16 protein-coding genes and 2 pseudogenes are annotated in these 19,643 nt (G+C 69.3%); 14 read left to right on the top strand and 4 right to left on the bottom strand.

Annotation, left to right across the window (positions count from 1 at the left end):
- Positions 1–189: 189 nt before the first annotated feature.
- On the bottom strand, positions 190–1,584 hold the full coding sequence (locus EFK10_RS12880) for an SDR family oxidoreductase (protein WP_164835964.1): 1,395 nt from the start codon (positions 1,582–1,584) through the stop codon (positions 190–192).
- Between the two features lie 314 nt (positions 1,585–1,898).
- Here EFK10_RS12880 and EFK10_RS12875 point away from each other — a divergent pair.
- Positions 1,899–2,336: pseudogene (locus EFK10_RS12875) on the top strand (FAD-dependent oxidoreductase); the annotation flags it as partial.
- A gap of 270 nt (positions 2,337–2,606) precedes the next feature.
- Here the strand turns inward: EFK10_RS12875 and EFK10_RS50050 are convergent.
- Entirely contained in the window at positions 2,607–2,918 is a 312-nt protein-coding gene (locus tag EFK10_RS50050; RefSeq protein WP_240677190.1) for a hypothetical protein, read from the bottom strand.
- Between the two features lie 118 nt (positions 2,919–3,036).
- On the opposite strand from EFK10_RS50050, the gene EFK10_RS12865 reads away from it, so the two are divergent.
- From EFK10_RS12865 to folP, 10 genes are all read left to right on the top strand, one after another.
- Positions 3,037–4,365 (top strand): serine hydroxymethyltransferase, encoded by a 1,329-nt coding sequence (locus EFK10_RS12865; protein ID WP_127355849.1) that lies wholly within the window; start codon positions 3,037–3,039, stop codon positions 4,363–4,365.
- Positions 4,362–5,594 carry a sarcosine oxidase subunit beta family protein gene (locus EFK10_RS12860; RefSeq protein WP_127355848.1) on the top strand — a complete coding sequence of 411 codons (1,233 nt, stop codon included), beginning with the start codon at positions 4,362–4,364 and terminating at the stop codon, positions 5,592–5,594. The genes EFK10_RS12865 and EFK10_RS12860 overlap by 4 nt, the downstream gene beginning before the upstream one ends.
- A gap of 15 nt (positions 5,595–5,609) precedes the next feature.
- Entirely contained in the window at positions 5,610–5,888 is a 279-nt protein-coding gene (locus EFK10_RS12855) for a sarcosine oxidase subunit delta (RefSeq protein WP_127355847.1), read from the top strand.
- The gene (locus EFK10_RS12850; protein ID WP_127355846.1) at positions 5,885–8,755 is read left to right on the top strand and encodes a 2Fe-2S iron-sulfur cluster-binding protein; all 2,871 of its coding nucleotides are present in this window, start codon (positions 5,885–5,887) and stop codon (positions 8,753–8,755) included. Before EFK10_RS12855 ends, EFK10_RS12850 begins: the two co-directional genes overlap by 4 nt.
- Positions 8,748–9,326, top strand: a complete 579-nt coding sequence (locus tag EFK10_RS12845) for a sarcosine oxidase subunit gamma (RefSeq protein ID WP_127355845.1) — start codon at positions 8,748–8,750, stop codon at positions 9,324–9,326. Before EFK10_RS12850 ends, EFK10_RS12845 begins: the two co-directional genes overlap by 8 nt.
- Before the next feature lie 28 nt (positions 9,327–9,354).
- Complete coding sequence (locus EFK10_RS12840; RefSeq protein WP_127355844.1) at positions 9,355–11,820, top strand: GcvT family protein; 2,466 nt, start codon at positions 9,355–9,357, stop codon at positions 11,818–11,820.
- A gap of 98 nt (positions 11,821–11,918) precedes the next feature.
- Positions 11,919–12,539, top strand: a complete 621-nt coding sequence (locus EFK10_RS12835; protein WP_127355843.1) for a cyclodeaminase/cyclohydrolase family protein — start codon at positions 11,919–11,921, stop codon at positions 12,537–12,539.
- Positions 12,536–13,375, top strand: coding sequence for a bifunctional 5,10-methylenetetrahydrofolate dehydrogenase/5,10-methenyltetrahydrofolate cyclohydrolase (locus tag EFK10_RS12830; RefSeq protein WP_127355842.1), 840 nt, complete (start codon positions 12,536–12,538; stop codon positions 13,373–13,375). Before EFK10_RS12835 ends, EFK10_RS12830 begins: the two co-directional genes overlap by 4 nt.
- A 113-nt stretch (positions 13,376–13,488) precedes the next feature.
- Positions 13,489–13,908: a dihydropteroate synthase gene (locus EFK10_RS50045; RefSeq protein WP_240677189.1), complete on the top strand. Its 420-nt coding sequence runs from the start codon at positions 13,489–13,491 to the stop codon at positions 13,906–13,908.
- On the top strand, positions 13,842–14,432 hold the full coding sequence (folP, locus tag EFK10_RS50040) for a dihydropteroate synthase (RefSeq protein ID WP_240677188.1): 591 nt from the start codon (positions 13,842–13,844) through the stop codon (positions 14,430–14,432). Before EFK10_RS50045 ends, folP begins: the two co-directional genes overlap by 67 nt.
- 49 nt (positions 14,433–14,481) lie before the next feature.
- On the opposite strand, the gene EFK10_RS12820 is transcribed toward folP, so the two are convergent.
- Positions 14,482–15,135, bottom strand: coding sequence for a GntR family transcriptional regulator (locus EFK10_RS12820; RefSeq protein WP_322973327.1), 654 nt, complete (start codon positions 15,133–15,135; stop codon positions 14,482–14,484).
- Positions 15,136–15,283: 148 nt separating this feature from the next.
- Here EFK10_RS12820 and EFK10_RS12815 point away from each other — a divergent pair, with 148 nt between their 5' ends.
- The 3 genes and pseudogenes from EFK10_RS12815 to EFK10_RS12805 form a co-directional block, all read left to right on the top strand.
- Entirely contained in the window at positions 15,284–16,657 is a 1,374-nt protein-coding gene (locus EFK10_RS12815) for an L-serine ammonia-lyase (RefSeq protein WP_127355840.1), read from the top strand.
- A gap of 10 nt (positions 16,658–16,667) precedes the next feature.
- Entirely contained in the window at positions 16,668–17,516 is an 849-nt protein-coding gene (gene purU / locus EFK10_RS12810; RefSeq protein ID WP_127355839.1) for a formyltetrahydrofolate deformylase, read from the top strand.
- Positions 17,517–17,940: 424 nt separating this feature from the next.
- Positions 17,941–18,222, top strand: a pseudogene (locus EFK10_RS12805) (transposase); the annotation flags it as partial.
- A gap of 148 nt (positions 18,223–18,370) precedes the next feature.
- Here the strand turns inward: EFK10_RS12805 and EFK10_RS47330 are convergent.
- Positions 18,371–19,531 (bottom strand): hypothetical protein, encoded by a 1,161-nt coding sequence (locus EFK10_RS47330; protein WP_164835963.1) that lies wholly within the window; start codon positions 19,529–19,531, stop codon positions 18,371–18,373.
- Between the last annotated feature and the right edge of the window lie 112 nt (positions 19,532–19,643).

The raw sequence follows: 19,643 nt of genomic DNA, 5'->3' as shown, positions 1-19,643 counted from the left end.
CGGGCTCCGTTCCGCGCTCGTCCGTACACCGACAATCGATGATGGATTAGTACCTGCCGAACTGATATACCAGACCATATGGTGCCTTTATCTCAGCGTCATAACGGTGGGTAATACGTGCTACAGCCTCAACCAATCGGCGAATCAAGGGGCTTGGCGACATTCGAGGCCGTAGCGAGGAAACTCGGGCTAGATCCGGGTCGTGAGGCCACCGTCAACGACGAGCGCGTGCCCGCTGATGTACGATGCATCGTCGGAGGCGAGAAAAGCCACAGCTGACGCCACATCTTCTGCAGTGCCCTGCCGCTTCATGGGAATGGTCGCCAGCATGATCGCGTCCACGGCCTCGTCGTCAAGCGCCTCGTGCTCGAAGGCAGGGTCGTTGAAGCCGGTGTCGATCCAGCCAGGGCATACGCAGTTCACCCGGATTCCCGCCCCGGCATATTCAGCGGCGAGTTGGCGGGTGAAGTTGACGACGGCGCCCTTGGATGCGTCGTAGGCGGCGAGTCCGGGCTCCCCGAGGAGTCCGCTGACCGAGCCAGTCGTGATGAAGGGCAGCTTGCCGTCCCTGGCCATGGCGAAGATGAACCTGATGGTCGCGGTCTGGATCGCCAACGCTCCGGCCGCCGTGGAGATGACCACGAAGACGAGCATTCCCTTTCCGACGCCGCTGCCCAGCAGCACTTGCACGATGTACGGAAGCCCTTGCGAGGCGACCTTGGGATCGCGCAAGTTCGGGGCCGCCATGAGCGCAACAAGGAGCAGGATCGCACCGGCACCGCCACCTGCGCCGAGAGCGTTGAGGATTGCCCGCGGTGCGCGTCGACGGGGATCGCGGGTCTCTTCTGCCAGCGAACCCGCCGTGTCGAAACCGAACATCACCCAACCCGGCATGATCGCTGCGATCAGAACCGCCCCGCCGACGCCAAGGCTGGACGCCGCAGGCAGACCCATGCTGTGCGCCACCACACCAGGTCCTCTATGGATGTGAGCCACCAAGAGGCCGATGAACAGGCTGACGCCGAGGAGCTCCGCCATGACGCCCAGGTTGTTCGCCTTGGCCATCACCTTGATGCCTGCGACGTTCGCCGCGGTGATCAAAACCAGGAGGATCAGACCGAGAACGACGGCGTTCTCGGCGAAGTCGTACTTCCCAGTGCCGTCCCCGACGAACTGGAAGACCGGTGAGATTGCGGGCAGCGAGATCTGCCAGGCAACGGCGACGCCAGCAACGCTGGCGATCGAGGCGACCAGCATGATCCACCCCGTCATCCACCCCCACGCTTCCGAGCCCTGCCGAGTGGCCCAGCTGTAGACAGAGCCTGCGATCGGGAACGCGGCAGACGACTCCGCGAAGCACAGAGCCACCATCATCATTCCCGCAAAGACGACGATCCAGGACAGCCACACCATCGGGCCGGCGAGACCGAACCCGAACGCGAACAGCTGGAACATGCCAGACATGACCGATAGGTACGAGAACCCCGCGGCGAATGAGGAAAAGCTGCCCAACGACCGCGTGAGTTCCTGCTTGTACCCGAACTGAGCGAGATCCTCGCCGTCGACCTTGTTGTTGTCTGGCACTGAACATCTCCCTTGCCGCAACGACCTGGATCGGTGGTCCATGTGGTCTGGGAGAGGGCCGGTGCTCAGCACGCGCACCCAACCAGAGGGCCACTTCATGTTGATGAAAAACAACGCTGTCCCGTAGCGAGCGTGGGCCACCAGCGCCCTGGGTAAGGGTTTCTGCTGGTGAAGAGCACGACGTCGGTAAAGCATCAGTTGAATGAGACTGATACTTCAGTTGCGTGACGCTAACCCGACCTAGATCGGGGCGTCAATGCCTCGACTCCACACAGAATGAGGCCGCGCTCTGGACGAGCGCCTACGCGGCAGACTCTGCCTTCGTCAGCCATCCCGGTGACACCCTGGCGTCGGTGCTGCTGGCCAACGGGGTGCATCAGGTCGCCACCAGCATCAGGTTCGGGCGGCCGCGCGGGATCATGGCCGCCGGGGTCGAGGTCGAGGCCCCGTTCTCGGAGCCGATGCTCACAGTCACCACCATCGAGCTGCACGACGGACTGGTGGCCCGCGGCCTTCCCGGTCAGGGCAGGTTGACCGGCGGAGCCGGATCCGGCACGCTACGACGCGATTCACGCGCACTGCGACGTCCTGGTTGTTGGCGCGGCCCGTCCGTCCTGGTCGCGGCACCGACGGCAGCCAGGTCCGGCGCCCGGGTGGTAATGGTCGATGATCAGCCGGAGGCCGGCGGCTCCTTGCTCGGCACCGCCGAGCAGCTCGATGGTGTCCCCGCCCCCACCTGGGTGTCCGCCACCGATCCGGAGTGGGGGCGGAAGTTCCGGACGTTCCTGACTCGGGGTGGCCCGGGCCTTGCCCCGGGGATCGATGCCGGCGGCGTGCAGGATCTCCCAGACCTTGGACGGGGAGATCGGGTAGCCGAGGCAGGCGAGTTCGCCCTGTATCCGCCGGTGGCCCCAGTGTTGTTCTCGTGGGCCAGGCGCAGGATGAGGTGCTTGACGATGGGCGCGGTAGAAGGTCGCCCGGGGCTGGGTGAACTTCCACTTGCGGGCGACGAGTTGACGGTGTCAGGCCAGCAGTGTGGTGGGTGTGACGGCGAAGACCTGGCGCCAGCGGTCGCGAGGGATCAGTTGGGAGAGGGCGGCGAGCCAGATCCGGTCGGCTGGCTCGTACCGGACCCGGGCGATCTGGCGGCGCAGTACCGCGTTCTCATGCCGTAGCGCCATCACTTCCGCATCCTTGGCCACACGGCTACGCAGCACGGCAGTGCGCACCATGATCACATTCCAGACGAGCACGGAGACAACCGACAGCGACATCCGCAGATCGTTGCAGGCCAGTCGAGGCCGCGTCGCCAGGATCAGCAAACGTGCAGGCACAGCCCCGAATCGTACTTTCCGAGCGGGACACCCCTTGACCCTGTCCGACACCCAACATACTGTACTACATGACTAATATATCAGTTCTAGATTAGCTACGAACAGAAGGGATTCCGGCATGGTCGTCCAGGGTGACGGAGGTCTGCAGACCTCGACCGTTTCGGGCCGCGTGCTCAACCGATCTCTGGCGGACACCGATCCGGAGGTGCACGGGGCGATCTCGGCCGAGCTGACCCGGCAGCAGACCACGCTGGAGATGATCGCCAGCGAGAACTTCGCCCCGCTCGCGGTCATGCAGGCCCAGGGCTCGGTACTGACCAACAAGTACGCCGAGGGCTACCCGGGCCGGAGGTACTACGGCGGGTGCGAGCACGTCGACGTGATCGAGCAGCTTGCGATCGATCGGCTGAAGGAGCTCTTCGGTGCCGAGTACGCCAACGTGCAGCCGCACTCGGGCGCTCAGGCCAACGCCGCGGCGATGTCCGCCCTGCTCGAGCCCGGCGACACCATCCTGGGGCTGGATTTGGCCCACGGCGGCCACCTCACCCACGGGATGAAACTCAACTTCTCCGGCAAGCTGTACGACGTCGCCGCCTACCACGTGAAGGCCGACGACCACCTCGTCGACATGGCCGAGGTCGAGCGGCTGGCCCACGAGCGGCGACCCAAGCTCATCGTCGCGGGCTGGTCGGCCTACTCGAGGCACCTGGACTTCGCCGAGTTCCGGCGGATCGCCGACGAGGTCGGGGCTTACCTGATGGTGGACATGGCTCACTTCGCGGGCCTGGTCGCTGCCGGACTGCACCCGTCACCCATGCCGCACGCCCACGTGGTCACCTCGACCACGCACAAGACCCTCGGCGGCCCGCGCGGCGGCATCATCCTCGCGACCGCGGACCTGGCCAAGAAGTTCAACTCCTCGGTCTTCCCCGGCCAGCAGGGTGGCCCGCTGGAGCACGTGATCGCCGCCAAAGCCGTCGCCTTCAAGCTCGCCGGAGAACCCGCGTTCCGGGAGCGTCAGCAGCGCACGCTGGCCGGAGCCCGGCTGCTGGCCGAGCGCCTGCTGACCCCCGACTCCCGCGAGGCAGGCATCAACGTGGTCAGCGGCGGAACCGACGTCCACCTCGTCCTGGTGGACCTTCGGGAGTCAGAGCTGGACGGCCGCCAGGCCGAGGACCGGCTGCACGCCATCGGGATCACGGTCAACCGCAACGCGGTGCCCTTTGACCCCCGCCCGCCGATGGTGAGCTCCGGTGTCCGCATCGGCACCCCCGCGCTGGCGGCTCGTGGCTTCTGCCTGGACGACTTCGCCGAGGTCTCCGACGTGATCGCTGTCGCCCTGCGGCCCTCGCTCGGCGAGGACCAGTTCGCCGAGCTCCGCACGCGGGTCAGCCGGCTGGCCGACCGCCATCCCCTCTACCCCGACCTGACGGAGGTCGCCCGATGAGCCCCCGCACCCCCGGCGCGGACCTGCCGGAGCACCCGGACTTCCTGTGGCGTGACCCGGACCCGAAGCGCTCCTACGACGTCGTGATCGTCGGCGGCGGCGGGCACGGCCTGGCGACCGCCCACTACCTGGCCAAGAACCACGGGATCACCAACGTCGCGGTTCTGGAGAAGGGCTGGCTGGCCGGCGGCAACATGGCCCGCAACACGACGCTGATCCGCTCCAACTACCTGTGGGACGAGAGCGCGGCCATCTATGAGCACGCCCTCAAGCTCTGGGAGGGGCTGGAGGAGGACCTCGGCTACCCCATCCTGTTCAGCCAGCGCGGGGTGCTCAACTTGGCGCACACACTGCAGGATGTCCGCGACAGCGTGCGGCGGGTCGAGGCCAACAAGCTCAACGGGATCGACGCCGAATGGCTGGAACCCGACGAGATCCGCGAGATCTGCCCAATCGTCAACACCTCCGCCGACATCCGCTATCCGGTCCTCGGGGCCACGTATCAGCCCCGTGCCGGCATCGCCAAGCACGACTACGTGGCGTGGGGTTTCGCCCGACGCGCCGACGAGGCCGGGATCGACCTGATTCAGGACTGCGAGGTCACCGGCTTCACCACCGCGGGCAACCGGGTCACGGGGGTGCAGACCACCCGAGGGGACATCGCCGCCGGGCGGATCGCCCTCTGCGCCGCCGGGCACACCTCGGTGCTCACCGACATGCTGGGCATCCGCGTGCCGGTGCAGAGCCACCCCCTGCAGGCCTTGGTCTCCGAGCTGCTCGAGCCGGTGCACCCCACGATCGTCATGTCCAACGCGGTGCACGTGTACGTTTCGCAAGCCCACAAGGGCGAGCTGGTCATGGGCGCCGGAGTCGACTCCTACAACGGCTACGGGCAGCGGGGCGCCTTCCACATCATCGAACGCCAGATGGCCGCCGCGGTGGAGCTGTTCCCGGTGTTCGCCCGTGCCCACCTGCTGCGCAGCTGGGGCGGGATCGTCGATGTCAGCCCGGACGCCTCACCGATCGTGGGGCGTACCCCCTACGAGAACCTCTACCTCAACTGTGGCTGGGGTACCGGCGGGTTCAAGGCCACGCCCGGTATCGGCTGGTGCCTCGCCGACACCATCGCCAACGACGAGCCCCACCCCCATGTGGCGCCGTTCAGCCTGGACCGCTTCGCCACCGGAACGCTCGTCGACGAGCACGGCGCGGCCGCCGTGGCCCACTGACTCAGGGAGTCCTCTGTGCAACTCATCCAATGCCCGTGGTGCGGCCCCCGCGAGGAGGTCGAGTTCCACTACGGCGGCCAGGCCCACGTCGCGTACCCGGACAACCCCGCCGAGCTTTCCGACCAGGAGTGGGCGCACTTCGTCTTCTTCCGCGACAACCCCAAGGGCCGCTTTGCCGAGCGCTGGTGCCACAGCGTCGGCTGCCGCCGCTGGTTCAACGCGATCCGCGACACCGTCACCTACCGTTTCGAGTGCGTCTACCGTCTCGATGACCCGAAGGCGGTGACCTCATGACGAGCGCCTTCCGCACCCCCGACGGCGGCCGCATCGACCGGGCGACCACTCTCGAGTTCGCCTTCGACGGCCAGACCTTCACCGGCCACCCCGGCGACACGCTTGCCTCAGCGCTGCTCGCCTCCGGCCGGCACCAGATCGCCACGAGCATCAAGCTGGGACGACCCCGCGGCGTCACCGCCGCCTGGGCCGAGGACCCCGGTGGCCTGGTGCAGATCGAGGAACCCTTCCCCGAGCCGATGCTGCCGGCCACGACCGTCGAGCTCTACGACGGGCTGGTCGCCCACGGCCTGCCGGGGCAGGGTCGGCTCGCCGAGGTCTCCGACTCTGCCCTCTACGACGCCGTTCACCACCATGTCGACGTGCTCGTTGTGGGCGCCGGCCCCACGGGGCTGGCCGCCGCGCTCAGCGCCGCCCGCGCCGGGGCCCGCGTCGCCCTCGTCGATGAGCAGTCCGAGGCCGGCGGTTCGTTCCTGTCGGGCACCGATCTGCTGGACGACGCTCCGGCGCTGGACTGGGTCGCCGCTGCGGTCGCCGAGCTGGCCGGCCATCCGGAGGTGCTGCACCTGCAGCGCACCACCGCCTTCGGCAGTTACGACGACGGCTTCGTCCTGGCCCTCGAGCGGCGCACCGACCACCTCGGGGCGGCCGCGCCCAAACACCTGCCCCGCCAGCGGGTGTGGCGGTTCCGGGCCCGCTCTGTCGTCGTTGCCACGGGAGCCCACGAGCGTCCGGTCGTGTTCGCGGACAACGACCGGCCGGGCATCATGCTCGCCGGCGCCGCCCGGACCTTCCTGCACCGCTACGGCGTGCTGCCGGGGCGCGAGGCTGTCGTCTTCACCACCAACGACAGCGCCTACGACGCAGCCCTCGACCTGCACCGCGCGGGTGTGCGGGTGCACGCGGTGGTCGACGCCCGCCCAGAGGCGTCGGCGTGCCGCCGTGAGGAATGCCGCCGCGCAGGGATTCCGGTCCTACCGGGGTCCGTCGTGACCGGCACACGCGGCGTCGAGCGGGTCACGCACGCCCTGGTCGCCCAGTTCGCGGATGGCGAGGTCGGGTCCAGCAGCGCGCTCGCCTGCGATCTGCTCCTGGTCAGCGGCGGGTGGAACCCCGCGGTGCACCTGTTCAGCCAGGCCCGTGGCCGGCTCCGCTACCACGAGGACCTCGGGGCGTTCCTCCCCAATGAGGAGCTCGACGGCCTGGCCGTCGCCGGCTCGGCTGCCGGCGTGTTCGACCTGGCCGGCTGTCTGGCCGACGGGCAGCGGGTGGCACGCGCCGCGTTGGCCGGGCAGGCGATCGAGCCCGGGGCGAAGGACCGGCTGCCGGTGGCCGCCAAGGCTGTCGCTCCGGCCGCGCCCCTGGTCCTGTGGCGGGTATCGGACACGTCCAGTGCGGAGGGGAGCACCCAGTTCGTCGACCTGCAGCGCGACGCGACCGTGGCCGACATCGCCCGGGCGGTCGGCGCGGGCCTGCGCTCCATCGAGCACATCAAGCGCTACACGACCATCGGAACCGCGCACGACCAGGGCAAGACCTCGGGCGTCCTCACCTCGGGGATCACCGCGGAGCTGCTGGGGATCCCGGTGCAGGACACCGGAACCACCACGTTCCGGCCCCCCTACACCCCGGTGGCCTTCGCCGCCCTGGCCGGCCGTGACCGTGGCCGGCTCTTCGACCCCGAGCGAGTCACCGCCCTGCACGAGTGGCACGTGGCAGCCGGGGCCGTCTTCGAGGACGTCGGTCAGTGGAAGCGCCCACGCTTCTACCCGCAGCCCGGCGAGGACATGGAGGCCGCAGTTCTGCGGGAGTGCGCCGCAGCACGTACCGGCGTCGGCATCCTGGACGGCTCAACGCTCGGCAAGATCGACGTCCAGGGCCCCGACGCCCCCGTCCTGCTCGATCGGCTCTACACGAACCTGATGAGCAGCCTGAAGGTCGGCTCTGTCCGCTACGGCGTCATGTGCGGCGTCGACGGCATGGTCATCGACGACGGCACGGTGCTGCGCCTGGCCGAGGACCGCTTCCTCGTCCTGACCACCACAGGCGGTGCGGCGAAGATCCTCGACTGGATGGAGGAGTGGGTCCAGACCGAATGGCCGGACCTGCGGGTCCACTGCACTTCGGTCACCGAGCAGTGGGTCACCTTCCCCGTCGTCGGCCCCCGCTCCCGCGACGTCATCGGCACCGTCTTCCCCGAGGTGGACGTCTCCAACGCCGCGTTCCCCTTCATGACCTGGCGGGACACCGCGCTTCACGGGGTACCGGTCCGGCTGGCCCGGATCAGCTTCTCCGGCGAGCTCGCCTTCGAGGTCTACGTCAACCCCTGGTATGCGGTCGCGGTCTGGCAGCGGCTGCTTGAGGCCGGGCACCCGTACGGCATCACGCCGTACGGCACGGAGACCATGCACGTCCTGCGAGCGGAGAAGGGCTACCCGATCATCGGGCAGGACACCGACGGCACCGTCACACCGCAGGACCTGGGCATGGAGTGGGCGGTCTCGAAAAAGAAGCCCGACTTCGTCGGCAAGCGCTCCTTCGCCCGCGCGGCCAACCTGGACCCCCTGCGCAAGCACTTGGTCGGGCTGTTGCCCGTGGACCGGCAGACCGTGCTGCCGGAGGGCTCGCAGATCGTGGAGTTCCTCCCCGATGGAGAACTGCCACCGCCGCCGGTGCCGATGCTCGGCCACGTCACCTCCAGCTACCGCAGTGCCGAGCTCGGACGTCCCTTCGCCCTGGCCTTGGTCAAGGGCGGCCGGTCGCGTATCGGCGACACCGTCCACGTCCCCGTCAACGGCACCCTCGTCCCGGTCGAGGTGACCGGCTCGGTGCTGGTCGATCCCGAAGGAGCCCGTCGCGATGGCTGAGCTGCTGCCCACCCACCCGCTCGAGGCGTGGAGCACGGCTTTCGAGCGCCTGCCCGACACCGTCCGTGTCGTCGTCGAGCCGTTCGTCGCGATGGTCGACGTTCGGCTCGGCGACGTCGGTTCGCAGGCCCGGAGCCGGCTGGGCGTCGACCTGCCGACTGTCCCCAACACCTGGGTATCGACCGATGCCGGGCGGGTAGTCTGGCTCGGCCCCGACGAGTGGCTGCTGACCAGCACGACCGAGGCGCCCGAGGAGCTGGAAGCCCGGGTCCGTACCGCCGTTCTTCCGATGGGTGGCTCCGCGGCGGATGTCTCCGCACAGCGAATCGGCCTACGTCTGACCGGGGCGCATGCCCGCGATGTCCTTGCCAAGGGCTGCTCGATCGACGTGCATCCCCGCGCGTTCTGCCGCGGGAGCAGCGTGCAGACCACGCTCGGCCTGGCCGGCGTCGTGCTGCTGGCCCTCGCCGGCGACGACTATCTCGTCCTCGTGCGGTCCTCCTTCGCCGCCTACCTGGCGGACTGGCTGCTGGATGCGGTCCTCGAGTTCTCCACCACCCACCACAGCTGACGGATTCACCGGCAGTCAGGAGCAGAGCATGTCCACCACCCCTCGTGTGGTCATCATCGGAGCGGGGATCGTCGGCGCCAACTTGGCCGACGAGCTGACCGCCCGTGGCTGGGACCGCGTCACCGTGGTCGATCAGGGACCCCTTCCGCTGGCCGGAGGGTCCACCTCGCACGCGCCCGGACTGGTCTTCCAGACCAACGCCTCCAAGACGATGACGGAGTTCGCGAGCTACACGGTCGAGAAGTTCAAGAGCATCGACGTAGACGGGGCCTGGTGCTTCAACCAGGTCGGTGGTCTCGAGGTGGCCACCACGCCGGAGCGGCTCGCGGACCTGCACCGCAGGCAGGGCTGGGCCACCTCCTGGGGCCTGCAGGCCCAGGTGGTCGACCCGGAGGAGTGCGTGCGCCTCCACCCCCTCCTCGACCGCGAGCGCATCCTCGGCGGGCTGCACGTGCCCACGGACGGCCTTGCCAAGGCCTCCCGGGCGGTCATTGCGCTGACCCGCCGCGCCGAGGCCCGAGGAGCCCACTTCCGGGGCTCGACCCGCGTGACCGGAATCGAGCACGCCGGCGGCCGGGTCACCGGCGTCCGGACCCCGGACGGGGTCATCGCCGCCGACATCGTGGTGTGCTGCGCCGGCTTCTGGGGCCGGGAGCTCGGCGCGATGGCGGGCATGGACGTGCCCCTGCTGCCTCTGGCCCACCAGTACGTGCGGACCGGTCAGGTGCCGGAGCTGGTCGGGCGCAACGACGAGCTCGGCGAGGCGAGCCTGCCGATCCTCCGCCACCAGGACCAGGACCTCTATTTCCGGGAACACGTCGATCGCCTCGGCATCGGCTCCTACGCACACCGGCCGATGCCCGTCGACCCGCGCGAGCTGCCCCAGGCGGACGACGTACGGGAGTCGTCGATGCCCTCGATGCTGCCCTTCACCGAGGAGGATTTCGCCCCGGCGTGGGAGCAGAGCCGGCGGCTGCTGCCCTCACTGCGCTCGTCGAAGATCGACTCCGGTTTCAACGGCATCTTCTCCTTTACCCCCGACGGCGGCCCGCTGGTCGGCGAGTCCGCCGACGTCAAGGGCTTCTGGATCGCCGAGGCGGTGTGGGTCACCCACTCCGCCGGGGTCGCCCGGGCGGTGGCCCAGCTCCTCGTCGACGGGCGGTCGCAGACCGACCTGCACGGCTGCGACGTGCACCGCTTCGAGGACATCCAGCTCGCACCGGAGTACGTGAGCGAGACCTCACAGCAGAACTTCGTCGAGATCTACGACGTGCTCCACCCCCTGCAGCCGCGGCACTCGCCGCGCAACCTGCGGGTCAGCCCATTCCACAGCCGGCAGCAGGAACTCGGCGCCTTCTTCCTCGAAGGCGCAGGGTGGGAGCGACCGCACTGGTACGAGTCCAACGCCCCGCTGGTGAAGGACCTACCGGCGGAGTGGATCCCGCCGTCGCGTGACTCGTGGAGCGCACGGTTCCACTCGCCCATTGCGGCGGCCGAAGCCTGGCGGACCCGGACGGCCGTGGCGATGTACGACATGACACCCCTCAAGCGGCTCGAGATCAGCGGCCCGGGTGCCCTCGACCTCCTGCAGCGCCTGACGACAAGTCAGATGGACAAGTCGGTCGGGTCGGTGACCTACACGCTGGCCCTCGACGAGGCCGGCGGCATCCGTAGTGACCTGACCGTCGCCCGGCTGGACGAACGGCTGTTCCAAGTCGGCGCCAACGGCTCGCTGGACCACGACTACTTTCAGCGCCAGGCGCCGGTAGATGGCACCGTCCAGATCCGGGACATCACCGGCAGCACGTGCTGCATTGGCCTGTGGGGCCCGCGGGCCCGCGACCTCGTCCAGCGGCTCACCTCCGACGACTTCTCCAACAGCGGGCTCAAGTACTTCCGCGCCAAGCGGGCCCGGATCGGGGGAGTGCCGGTGACGGTGATGCGTCTGTCCTACGTCGGCGAGCTGGGCTGGGAGATCTACACCAGCGCCGACAACGGCAAGCGGCTGTGGGACGTTCTGTGGGCCGCCGGCCAGGGCCTCGGCGTGATCGCCGCGGGCCGCGCGGCCTTCAACAGCCTCCGGCTGGAGAAGGGCTACCGCTCCTGGGGCAGCGACATGACCACCGAGCACAACCCCTACGAAGCCGGTATCGGCTTCGCCGTCCGCAAGCAGAAGGGCGACTTCGTCGGCAGCCAGGCCATCGCGGAGCTCAGCGATGACACGGTCGGCCGCCGACTGTCCTGCTTGACGATCGACGACGGCCACAGCGTCGTTCTCGGCCAGGAGCCGGTCTTCGTCGACGGCCGCCCGGCCGGCTATGTGACCAGCGCGGCCTTCGGGCACACCGTCGGCCGGCCGATCGCCTACGCCTGGCTGCCCGCCTCGGCGACCGTCGGCACCAGCGTCGAGATCGATTACTTCGGCACCCGCATCCGGGCCACCGTCGCCGCCGAGCCGCTCGTCGACCCGGAGATGACCCGCCTCCGCAGCTGACGCCGATCCTTGCTGCCCTCCGACGGACCGACGGCGTGGCCGCACCACGTTCCCGTGCGCTGCGCCGCCGGCCCGCATCGACCTCGAAGGACCCGCCCATGCGCAACAACACAGTCGAGACGTTCCTGGCCCAGCTCGCCGACAGGGTGCCCGCCCCCGGAGGAGGAGCCAGCGCCGCACTGCATGCGGCGCAGGCCGCCGCCCTGGTGGCGATGGTGGCCCGCTACAGCAACTCGGCCAAGTTCGCCGCCCACACCGAGGAGATCACTGCCATTACCAGGAGCGCCGACCGCCTGCGAGAGAACGCCCTCGGGCTGGCCGAGGAAGATGCCCGTGCGTTCACCGCGGTAACGCAGGCCTACGGACTACCGAAGGGAACCCCGGAGGAGGCAGCGGCCAGGTCCCGGGCCATCGCCGACGCCCTCGTGAACGCCGCCCGGGTACCGGCCATCGTCATCGGCGTCGCCGAGCAGATCGTCGGGCTGACGGAGCAACTGCTGCCGATCGGCAACCGCAACGTGATCAGCGACATCGCCGCGGCCGCCGAGGCCGCCCGGGCTGCGGCCACGACCGCTCGCGTCAACGTGGAGATCAACCTCGGGGGCATCGTGGCCCCCGCCACTCGGCGCGAGCTGAGAGCGATTGCCGACGGCGTCGACGACGTGATGGTGCGCGCGGACAAGGTCACCGCCGCCGTCCGGGACGGACTGGCCCGATGACGGCGAACCTCGGCGGAACCGAACTGGCCGCCGCTATCCGCGCCGAGGTCGCCGCGGCAGCCGCTGAGTTGACCGCCGCCGGCACGCCGCCCCGGCTGGCCGTGGTCGTCGCGACCGCGGACGAATCCAGCGCGTGGTACGTCCGCTCCATCGCCCGGACAGCGGAAAAGACCGGCATCGCCTGCTCGGTCGTCGACCTCGGCGACACGGCGGCCCCGGACCGGATCCGCACCGAACTGGCCGCGCTCAGCGAAGACCCGGCGGTGCACGGCATCATCCTGCAGACCCCACTGCCTCCCGACGCCATCTTCGAGGACCTCGCCTCGGCCATCGACCCCGCCAAGGACGTCGACGGCGCCAATCCGCTCAGCCTGGGACGGCTCGCCGCCGGCCTGCCCGCCTTCGCGCCGGCGACAGCTGAGGCCGTCCTCGCTCTGCTCGACCACCACGAGGTGCCGCTGTACGCAAGGAACGCCGTAGTGGTGGGCCGCTCCAACGTCGTCGGCAAGCCGACCGCGCAGCTGCTGCTGCAGCGCGATGCCACCGTGACGATCTGTCACCGGTTCACCAAGGACCTTAGGCAGTTCACCCGGTCCGCGGACGTGCTCGTCGTCGCCGTCGGTCACCCGAAGCTCATCACTGCGGAGCACGTCGCCGAGGACGCGATCGTCATCGACGTCGGGACCAACCCGACGTCCGATGGCGGGCTGGTCGGCGACGTCGACGCCGACTCGGTGACCGGACGCGCCGGCGGGCTGACGCCGGTGCCCGGCGGAGTCGGCCCGGTCACCACCGCACTCCTGCTGCAGCACACGGTCGCGTCCGCCCGCGGATAGCCCCGCCGGTTCGTTCGCCCGTCCGGGTGGGGCAGGTCGTGACCCCACCGCCCTGCCCCATCCCATCACCGACCACGCGTAGATCCCCGCGCCCTGCGCACATGGAGGGCCCCGTGTCCAGCCATATCCAGACACCCGTCAAGAGCGGTCCGGACCAGAGCGAACGGATCGGGCCCGACCCGCACGACACTGGCGGACGGTCCGTCCGTCCCTCCGCGGGTGGCGACGACGCGCCGCACCCCCTCAGCAGGTCGCTCGGCGCGGGACGGCCGCTGGTCTGCGGGATCCTCAACGTCACCCCCGACTCCTTCTCCGACGGAGGGCACTTCGACAGTCCCGCGCAGGCCGTCGAGCACGGCTGCCGCCTGGCCGCCGAGGGTGCGGACCTCATCGACATCGGCGGGGAGTCGACACGACCCGGCGCGCACGTCCCACCGTCGACGAGGAGCTCAACCGCGTTGTCCCGGTGGTCGAGGCCCTGGTTCGGCACGTCCCACTGCCGCTGTCCGTCGACACCTCACGCGCCGCAGTGATGAGGGCGGCCGTCGCCGCCGGCGCGAGCATGATCAACGACGTGCGCGCGCTGCGCGAGCCGGGCAGCCTGGAAGCCGCAGCGGACCTCGGCGTGCCGGTGTGCCTCATGCACATGCAGCGTTCGCCGAAGACCATGCAGCAGGATCCGCGGTACACCGACGTCGTCTCCGACGTACGCGCCTTCCTCGCCGAGCGCCTCGACGTCTGCCTCGATGCGGGGATCCAGCGCGAGCACCTGCTCATCGATCCGGGTTTCGGGTTCGGCAAGACGTTGTCCCACAACGTAGCGCTGCTGGCGTCGCTCGACGCGTTCGCCACCCTGGGGGCGCCGATCATGGTCGGACTGTCCCGCAAGTCCATGCTCGGACAGCTCACCGGACGGGAAGTAGGGGACCGGCTGCCCGGCTCCTTGGCCGCAGCCCTCATCGCGGCCCAGCGGGGGGCTGCGGTGCTACGCGTGCACGATGTGGCGGCCACGCGGGACGTGCTGGCGGTCTTGGACGCCGTCGACATCGGCCGCTGAGGGGCTGCCCGCTTCGGCGGGCACCGAGCACGGGCGCGATGCGTTTGGGTCAGATCACCGCACGAATCGTCTGCTCGAAGCCCAGCACGTGCTCACGGGCGAGGTAGTCGGCGCGGTCGGCGTCGCCGGCCGCAATCACCCGGAGCAGTTCCACGTGCTCCCGGACGTGCTGGTCGACCGTGGGCAGCCGATCCAGGAACAGGCAGAAGATCCGCGTCGCCAGATTGTTGTAGCGGATCAGTACGTCCTCGAGATGCGGATTGCCGGCCACCCGGTAGATGGTCCGGTGCACCGCGAGGTCCCAGCGCATCAACTCGGTCCGGTCGACCTGGCCGACGTCCAGCTGCGCGATGCGCGAAGCCAGCTCCTCCAGTTCGGTGTGCGCCGTGCGGGTGGCGAGCTCCGCGGCACGACGGGCGGCCAAAGGCTCGAGCTGGACCCGGATCTCGGAGATGTGCGCCAGGTCGGAGATGTCCACGCCGGTCGCGAACGTTCCCCGCCGCGGGTAGGACACGACGAGCCGGTCGCTCTCCAGACGCTTCAGCGCCTCGCGGACCGGGGTCCGACCCATGCCGAGCGCCTTGGCCAGGGCGTCGTCATCGATCGGGTCATTCGGTTGGATGTCCAGCATGATCAGTCGGTCCCTGATCACCATGTAAGCCCGTTCCGCCAGGGGCATGGCAACAGGCGAGTCGAGATCCACAGGTACGGCAGTCACGACCGCATTGTAAGGGCTGAAGGCCAACAACGCTTGCCCCCTTGCGAGTATCGACATACCCTTATGGCACATCTAATATATCAGATGTGTACCTGTATTCGGCGGGTGCTGCGGACCCGGGAGAGGGGCACGCATGACGATCAGCGTCTTCGACCTGTTCAAGGTGGGGATCGGCCCATCCAGCTCGCACACCGTCGGCCCGATGCGGGCAGCCCGCTCCTTCGCGTCCCGCCTTCGCGATGAGGGCCTACTGGTTCGGGTCACCGGCGTGCGCTGCCAGCTCTTCGGTTCCCTCGGCGCCACCGGGCACGGGCACGGCAGCGTCAAGGCGGTCGTCCTCGGCCTGGAGGGGGAGCAGCCCCACCTCGTCGACCCGACAGCGGCCGAACCCCGCGTCGAGATCGTCCGTAGGGAAGGGAAGCTGCGGCTCGCGGGCGAGCATCCCATCGCGTTCTCCGTGGACGACCACGTCGTGCTGCACCGGCGCAAGCGACTGGAGTTCCACAGCAACGGCATGCTCTTCCGGGCGCTGGACGCCGACGGGAACGAGCTGCGCCGACGGGAGTACTACTCCGTGGGCGGTGGCTTCGTCCTCGACGAGGACGAAGCCGGCAACCCGTTGATCGTCGAGGACCGCACCCCGGTCCGGTACCCGTTCCGCACCGGCGAGCAGTTGCTGGCCCGGACACGGGAGACGGGGCTGCGGATCAGCGACGTGATGCTCGCCAACGAGCTGGCCTGGCGCAGTGAGGCGGAGATCCGCACCGGGCTGCTGCGCATCTGGTCGGTGATGCAGGAGTGCGTGGAGCGCGGCACCCGGACCGCCGGTGTCCTGCCCGGTGGGCTCAAGGTCCGGCGACGCGCGGCCGCGCTGCGCGCGCAGCTGGTCGCTCATCGCGACGAGGCCGATCCGCTCCGGGCGATGGAGTGGGTGACCCTTTACGCCCTGGCGGTCAACGAGGAGAACGCGGCCGGCGGCCGGGTGGTCACCGCGCCGACCAACGGTGCCGCCGGCATCGTGCCGGCGGTCCTGCACTACTACCGGGACTTCGTCGCCTCTTACACCGGGGACGGTGTGGTGCGCTTCCTGCTCACCGCGGGGGCGATCGGGCTGCTGTTCAAGGAGAACGCCTCGATCTCCGGCGCGGAGGTGGGCTGCCAGGGCGAGGTCGGCTCAGCCTGCTCCATGGCCGCCGCCGGCCTCGCCGAAGTCCTTGGGGGAACCCCGGAGCAGGTCGAGAACGCCGCCGAGATCGGCATCGAGCACAACCTCGGCCTCACCTGCGACCCGGTCGGCGGCCTGGTGCAGATCCCCTGCATCGAGCGCAACGCCGTCGGCTCGGTCAAGGCCGTCACGGCGGCCCGCATGGCGGTCCGCGGGGACGGTCGGCACCACGTTCCGCTGGACAAGGCCATCAAGACGATGCGTGAGACCGGCGCGGACATGAAGGACAAGTACAAGGAGACCGCCCGTGGCGGGCTGGCGCTCAACATCGTCGAGTGCTGAGGAGGCACCCGTGTCCCACCCGTACACTCTCACGCTGAGCTGCCAGGAGCTTCCGGGCATCGTGAAGGCGGTCAGCTCGTTCCTGTTCGAGCACGACTGCGACATCGTCGAGCACCAGCAGTTCGATGACACCGCCCGCGGGCAACTGTTCCTGCGGACCGCGTTCGTCTGCGCCGAGGACACCGACGCAGAGCGCCTCGCCGCGGCGTTCCGCACGGTGGCCGACGCGTTCGGCATGACCTACCAGGTCACGAGGGACCAGCCGCAGCGCGTGCTCGTCATGGTGTCCAAGCTCGGCCACTGCCTCAACGACCTGATCTTCCGGTGGCGCGCGGGCAGCCTCGGCGCCGAGCTCGTCGCCGTCGTCTCCAACCACGAGGACCTGCGCTCGATGGCCGAGGCGGCTGGCCTCCCGTTCTTCCACGTGTCCCTGACGGCGGCCACCAAGCGCGAGGCCGAAGAGCGCCTGCTCGAACTGGTCGACGGGTACCGGGCCGACCTCGTGGTCCTGGCCCGCTACATGCAGGTCCTCTCAGAGGAAACGTGCACCGCACTGAAGGGACGGGCGATCAACATCCATCACTCCTTCCTGCCGGGGTTCAAGGGCGCCAAGCCCTACCACCAGGCCTTCGACCGCGGCGTGAAACTAGTCGGCGCGACGGCTCATTACGTGACCTCCGACCTGGACGAGGGCCCGATCATCGAGCAGGAAGTCATCCGCATCGACCACACCTACGACCCGCGCGCGCTGGCCACGGTCGGCCAGGACGCCGAAGCGCTCGCGCTCTCCCGGGCGGTGCGCTGGCACAGCGAACGGCGGGTCCTGCTCAACGGCCACAGCACCGTCGTCTTCCGCTGAGAGCCCCGCAATGAGCAGCGGCGCGGGCCGGGCAGCCGCTCGACAGCACCGGCACCGCTAGTAGTCGGGTCGCCCGGGGGACTCTCACCGGTGAGAGACCTCCCGGCTACCCGACTTGATTCACCACGGCTACGCGGCGTCAGTGACGCTCGGCCATACGGAGCCGTCGCCGTCGAACGGGTGCTGTGGGAGACAGGCAGGCAGGTCGGCCGCGACGGCTGCGTGGCAACGATGGACTCAATCCGTACGAAATCGCAGGTGGGCTTAGCTTGGCGTTTAACCTCGCCGAGTCACCTGACCTGCTGATCTTGGCTTCTTCCTGAGACAGCAAGACGGCCGTTCTTCACGCTTCGAGGTGTTGAGCAACATCGCGTGAACGGCCGCTGTGAAGAGTCTGGCTTCTGTAGGTCCCGTTGACGCCGCGCTGAGCGTGCTGTCCCACTTTCGTGTCGAGTTCTACGACTGTCTCTACTCCCGTGCGGATGCGCTCTTCGAGCTGACCGACGCGGTGCTGTGCGCCGATGGTCCGGTGACGTCGCTGGCCGAGCTCACGCTGACGGCCGAGCACCAGCGTGGGCACGGGGCGATGTACGACGCGGTCAACCATGGCTGGCTGGAGCCACGTCGCCTGCGCAGGCTGCTTGCCTCCACACCGCTGCCCCGTGCGGCCGACGGGCGGATCGTCCTCGCGGTCGATGTGAGCAACTGATGCCCGAGCACAAACAGTGACGACACCGACGTTGGGCCGATCGTGGCCCGTACCCCGTTGGACCTGGATGAGCTCGTTGAGCACTGGACCCTGCTGAAGGACGAGCAGGGGCTCGTGTCCGGCAAGCACGGAGGGCAGGGGCGGCTTACCGCGTCCGGGGCGCGCCCGGGAGGGCTGCGGGGCCGGGAGGGCGGAGTGAGCCTTGCTGTCGGATGCTGTCGTGCAGGGCTGCCCAGGTGGGCAGGAGGAGAAGCGCGAGGGCGGCGGTCGAGCCCGTGATCGTCGTCGAGATGAATCCCATCCCGGACAGCGGATCCTCCTGGCATGCCGGGTGGCTGGTGCCCCAGCGTACGCAGGCGAAGTGGTCGCGTGAGGTGAACGCGGCCAAGGGAAGCAGCAGCCCCGCTCCGAGGACGGCGAGCACTCCGTGGAGGGCGCGCAGGTCGTGGTGTGCGTTGCGCCGTGCCACGAAGAATCCGGCGGTCAGTTGCAGCAGCATCGCGACGGGCACGGTGTAGAGGGTGAAGACCGAACCGAGCCACTGGATCGGCCACGGGAAGACCAGGGCACTGACGACGTGCACCACCCAGAGCGCGAACCCCGCAGCCGCGCCGAACACGACGCCGCCCACCAACGCCCGCACGGGACGCAGGCGCTGTGGGGCGAGGAGCGCCGCAGACGCCTCCGAGGACGAGGGCCACAGCAGGAACCGTCCGGGTCCCGCTGTGGGCGCGTCGTGCCTGACACGGTGGAGGAGCCGTGCCCCGAACGGCGCGGCGAGCGGCATCGCGGCGGTTGCTGCGACCACGGCGATGACCACCGGCGGGGGTGGGAGGACGGCGGCCATGGAGAACACATAGCCGAGGTAGTCCAGCGGCGTCGGTAGCAAGTTCAGCGGACTCGGCAGGGTCAGCAGCCCGAAGCCGGGTCCCCCCGCGGGATAGACGCGTCCGAGCCAGATGCTCAGCAGCGCCACACCGGCCGCGCAGCAGCCGGCGATCGGCGCGAACGGACGGCGGGCGGCCAGCACGACCGGTGCCCACGCGCGGGCGGTCACCGCGTTCCACTGTACGAATCCGTAACCGACGGCTGTGAGGAGCAGCCACCACGACACCTGCACCACAAGGGAGTTGGCGACACCGAGGGCGAAGGCCGTGCGGTACTGCTCGTCCCCGAACGTGCCCAGGGCGAGGCCGCAGCCCACGGCCAGCCCTGTGCGGTGGGCTCCCGCCCACCTGGTGTGGTCCAGATGCGCGGCCAGCGTCGCGCGCCAGATGCCCGCGGCCACGCTGCCGCCCAGCAGCACGGCGGGGACGAGGGCGCTTAGTGGTCCGTGCTCGAAGTCCTTCGGGGGTTGACTTCGGCTCCGGTGTTGTGTGTGTCGTCTGGTCAGATGTCGGGGGCTGCGAGGTGGAGTT

Origin of the sequence: Streptomyces soli (assembly GCF_003999195.1) — a bacterium.
In the GTDB taxonomy this organism is placed as follows: Bacteria; Actinomycetota; Actinomycetes; order Streptomycetales; family Streptomycetaceae; genus Actinacidiphila; species Actinacidiphila soli.
The sequence above is the reverse complement of the archived record's forward strand: the minus strand, read 5'-3'. Positions and strand labels throughout refer to the sequence as shown.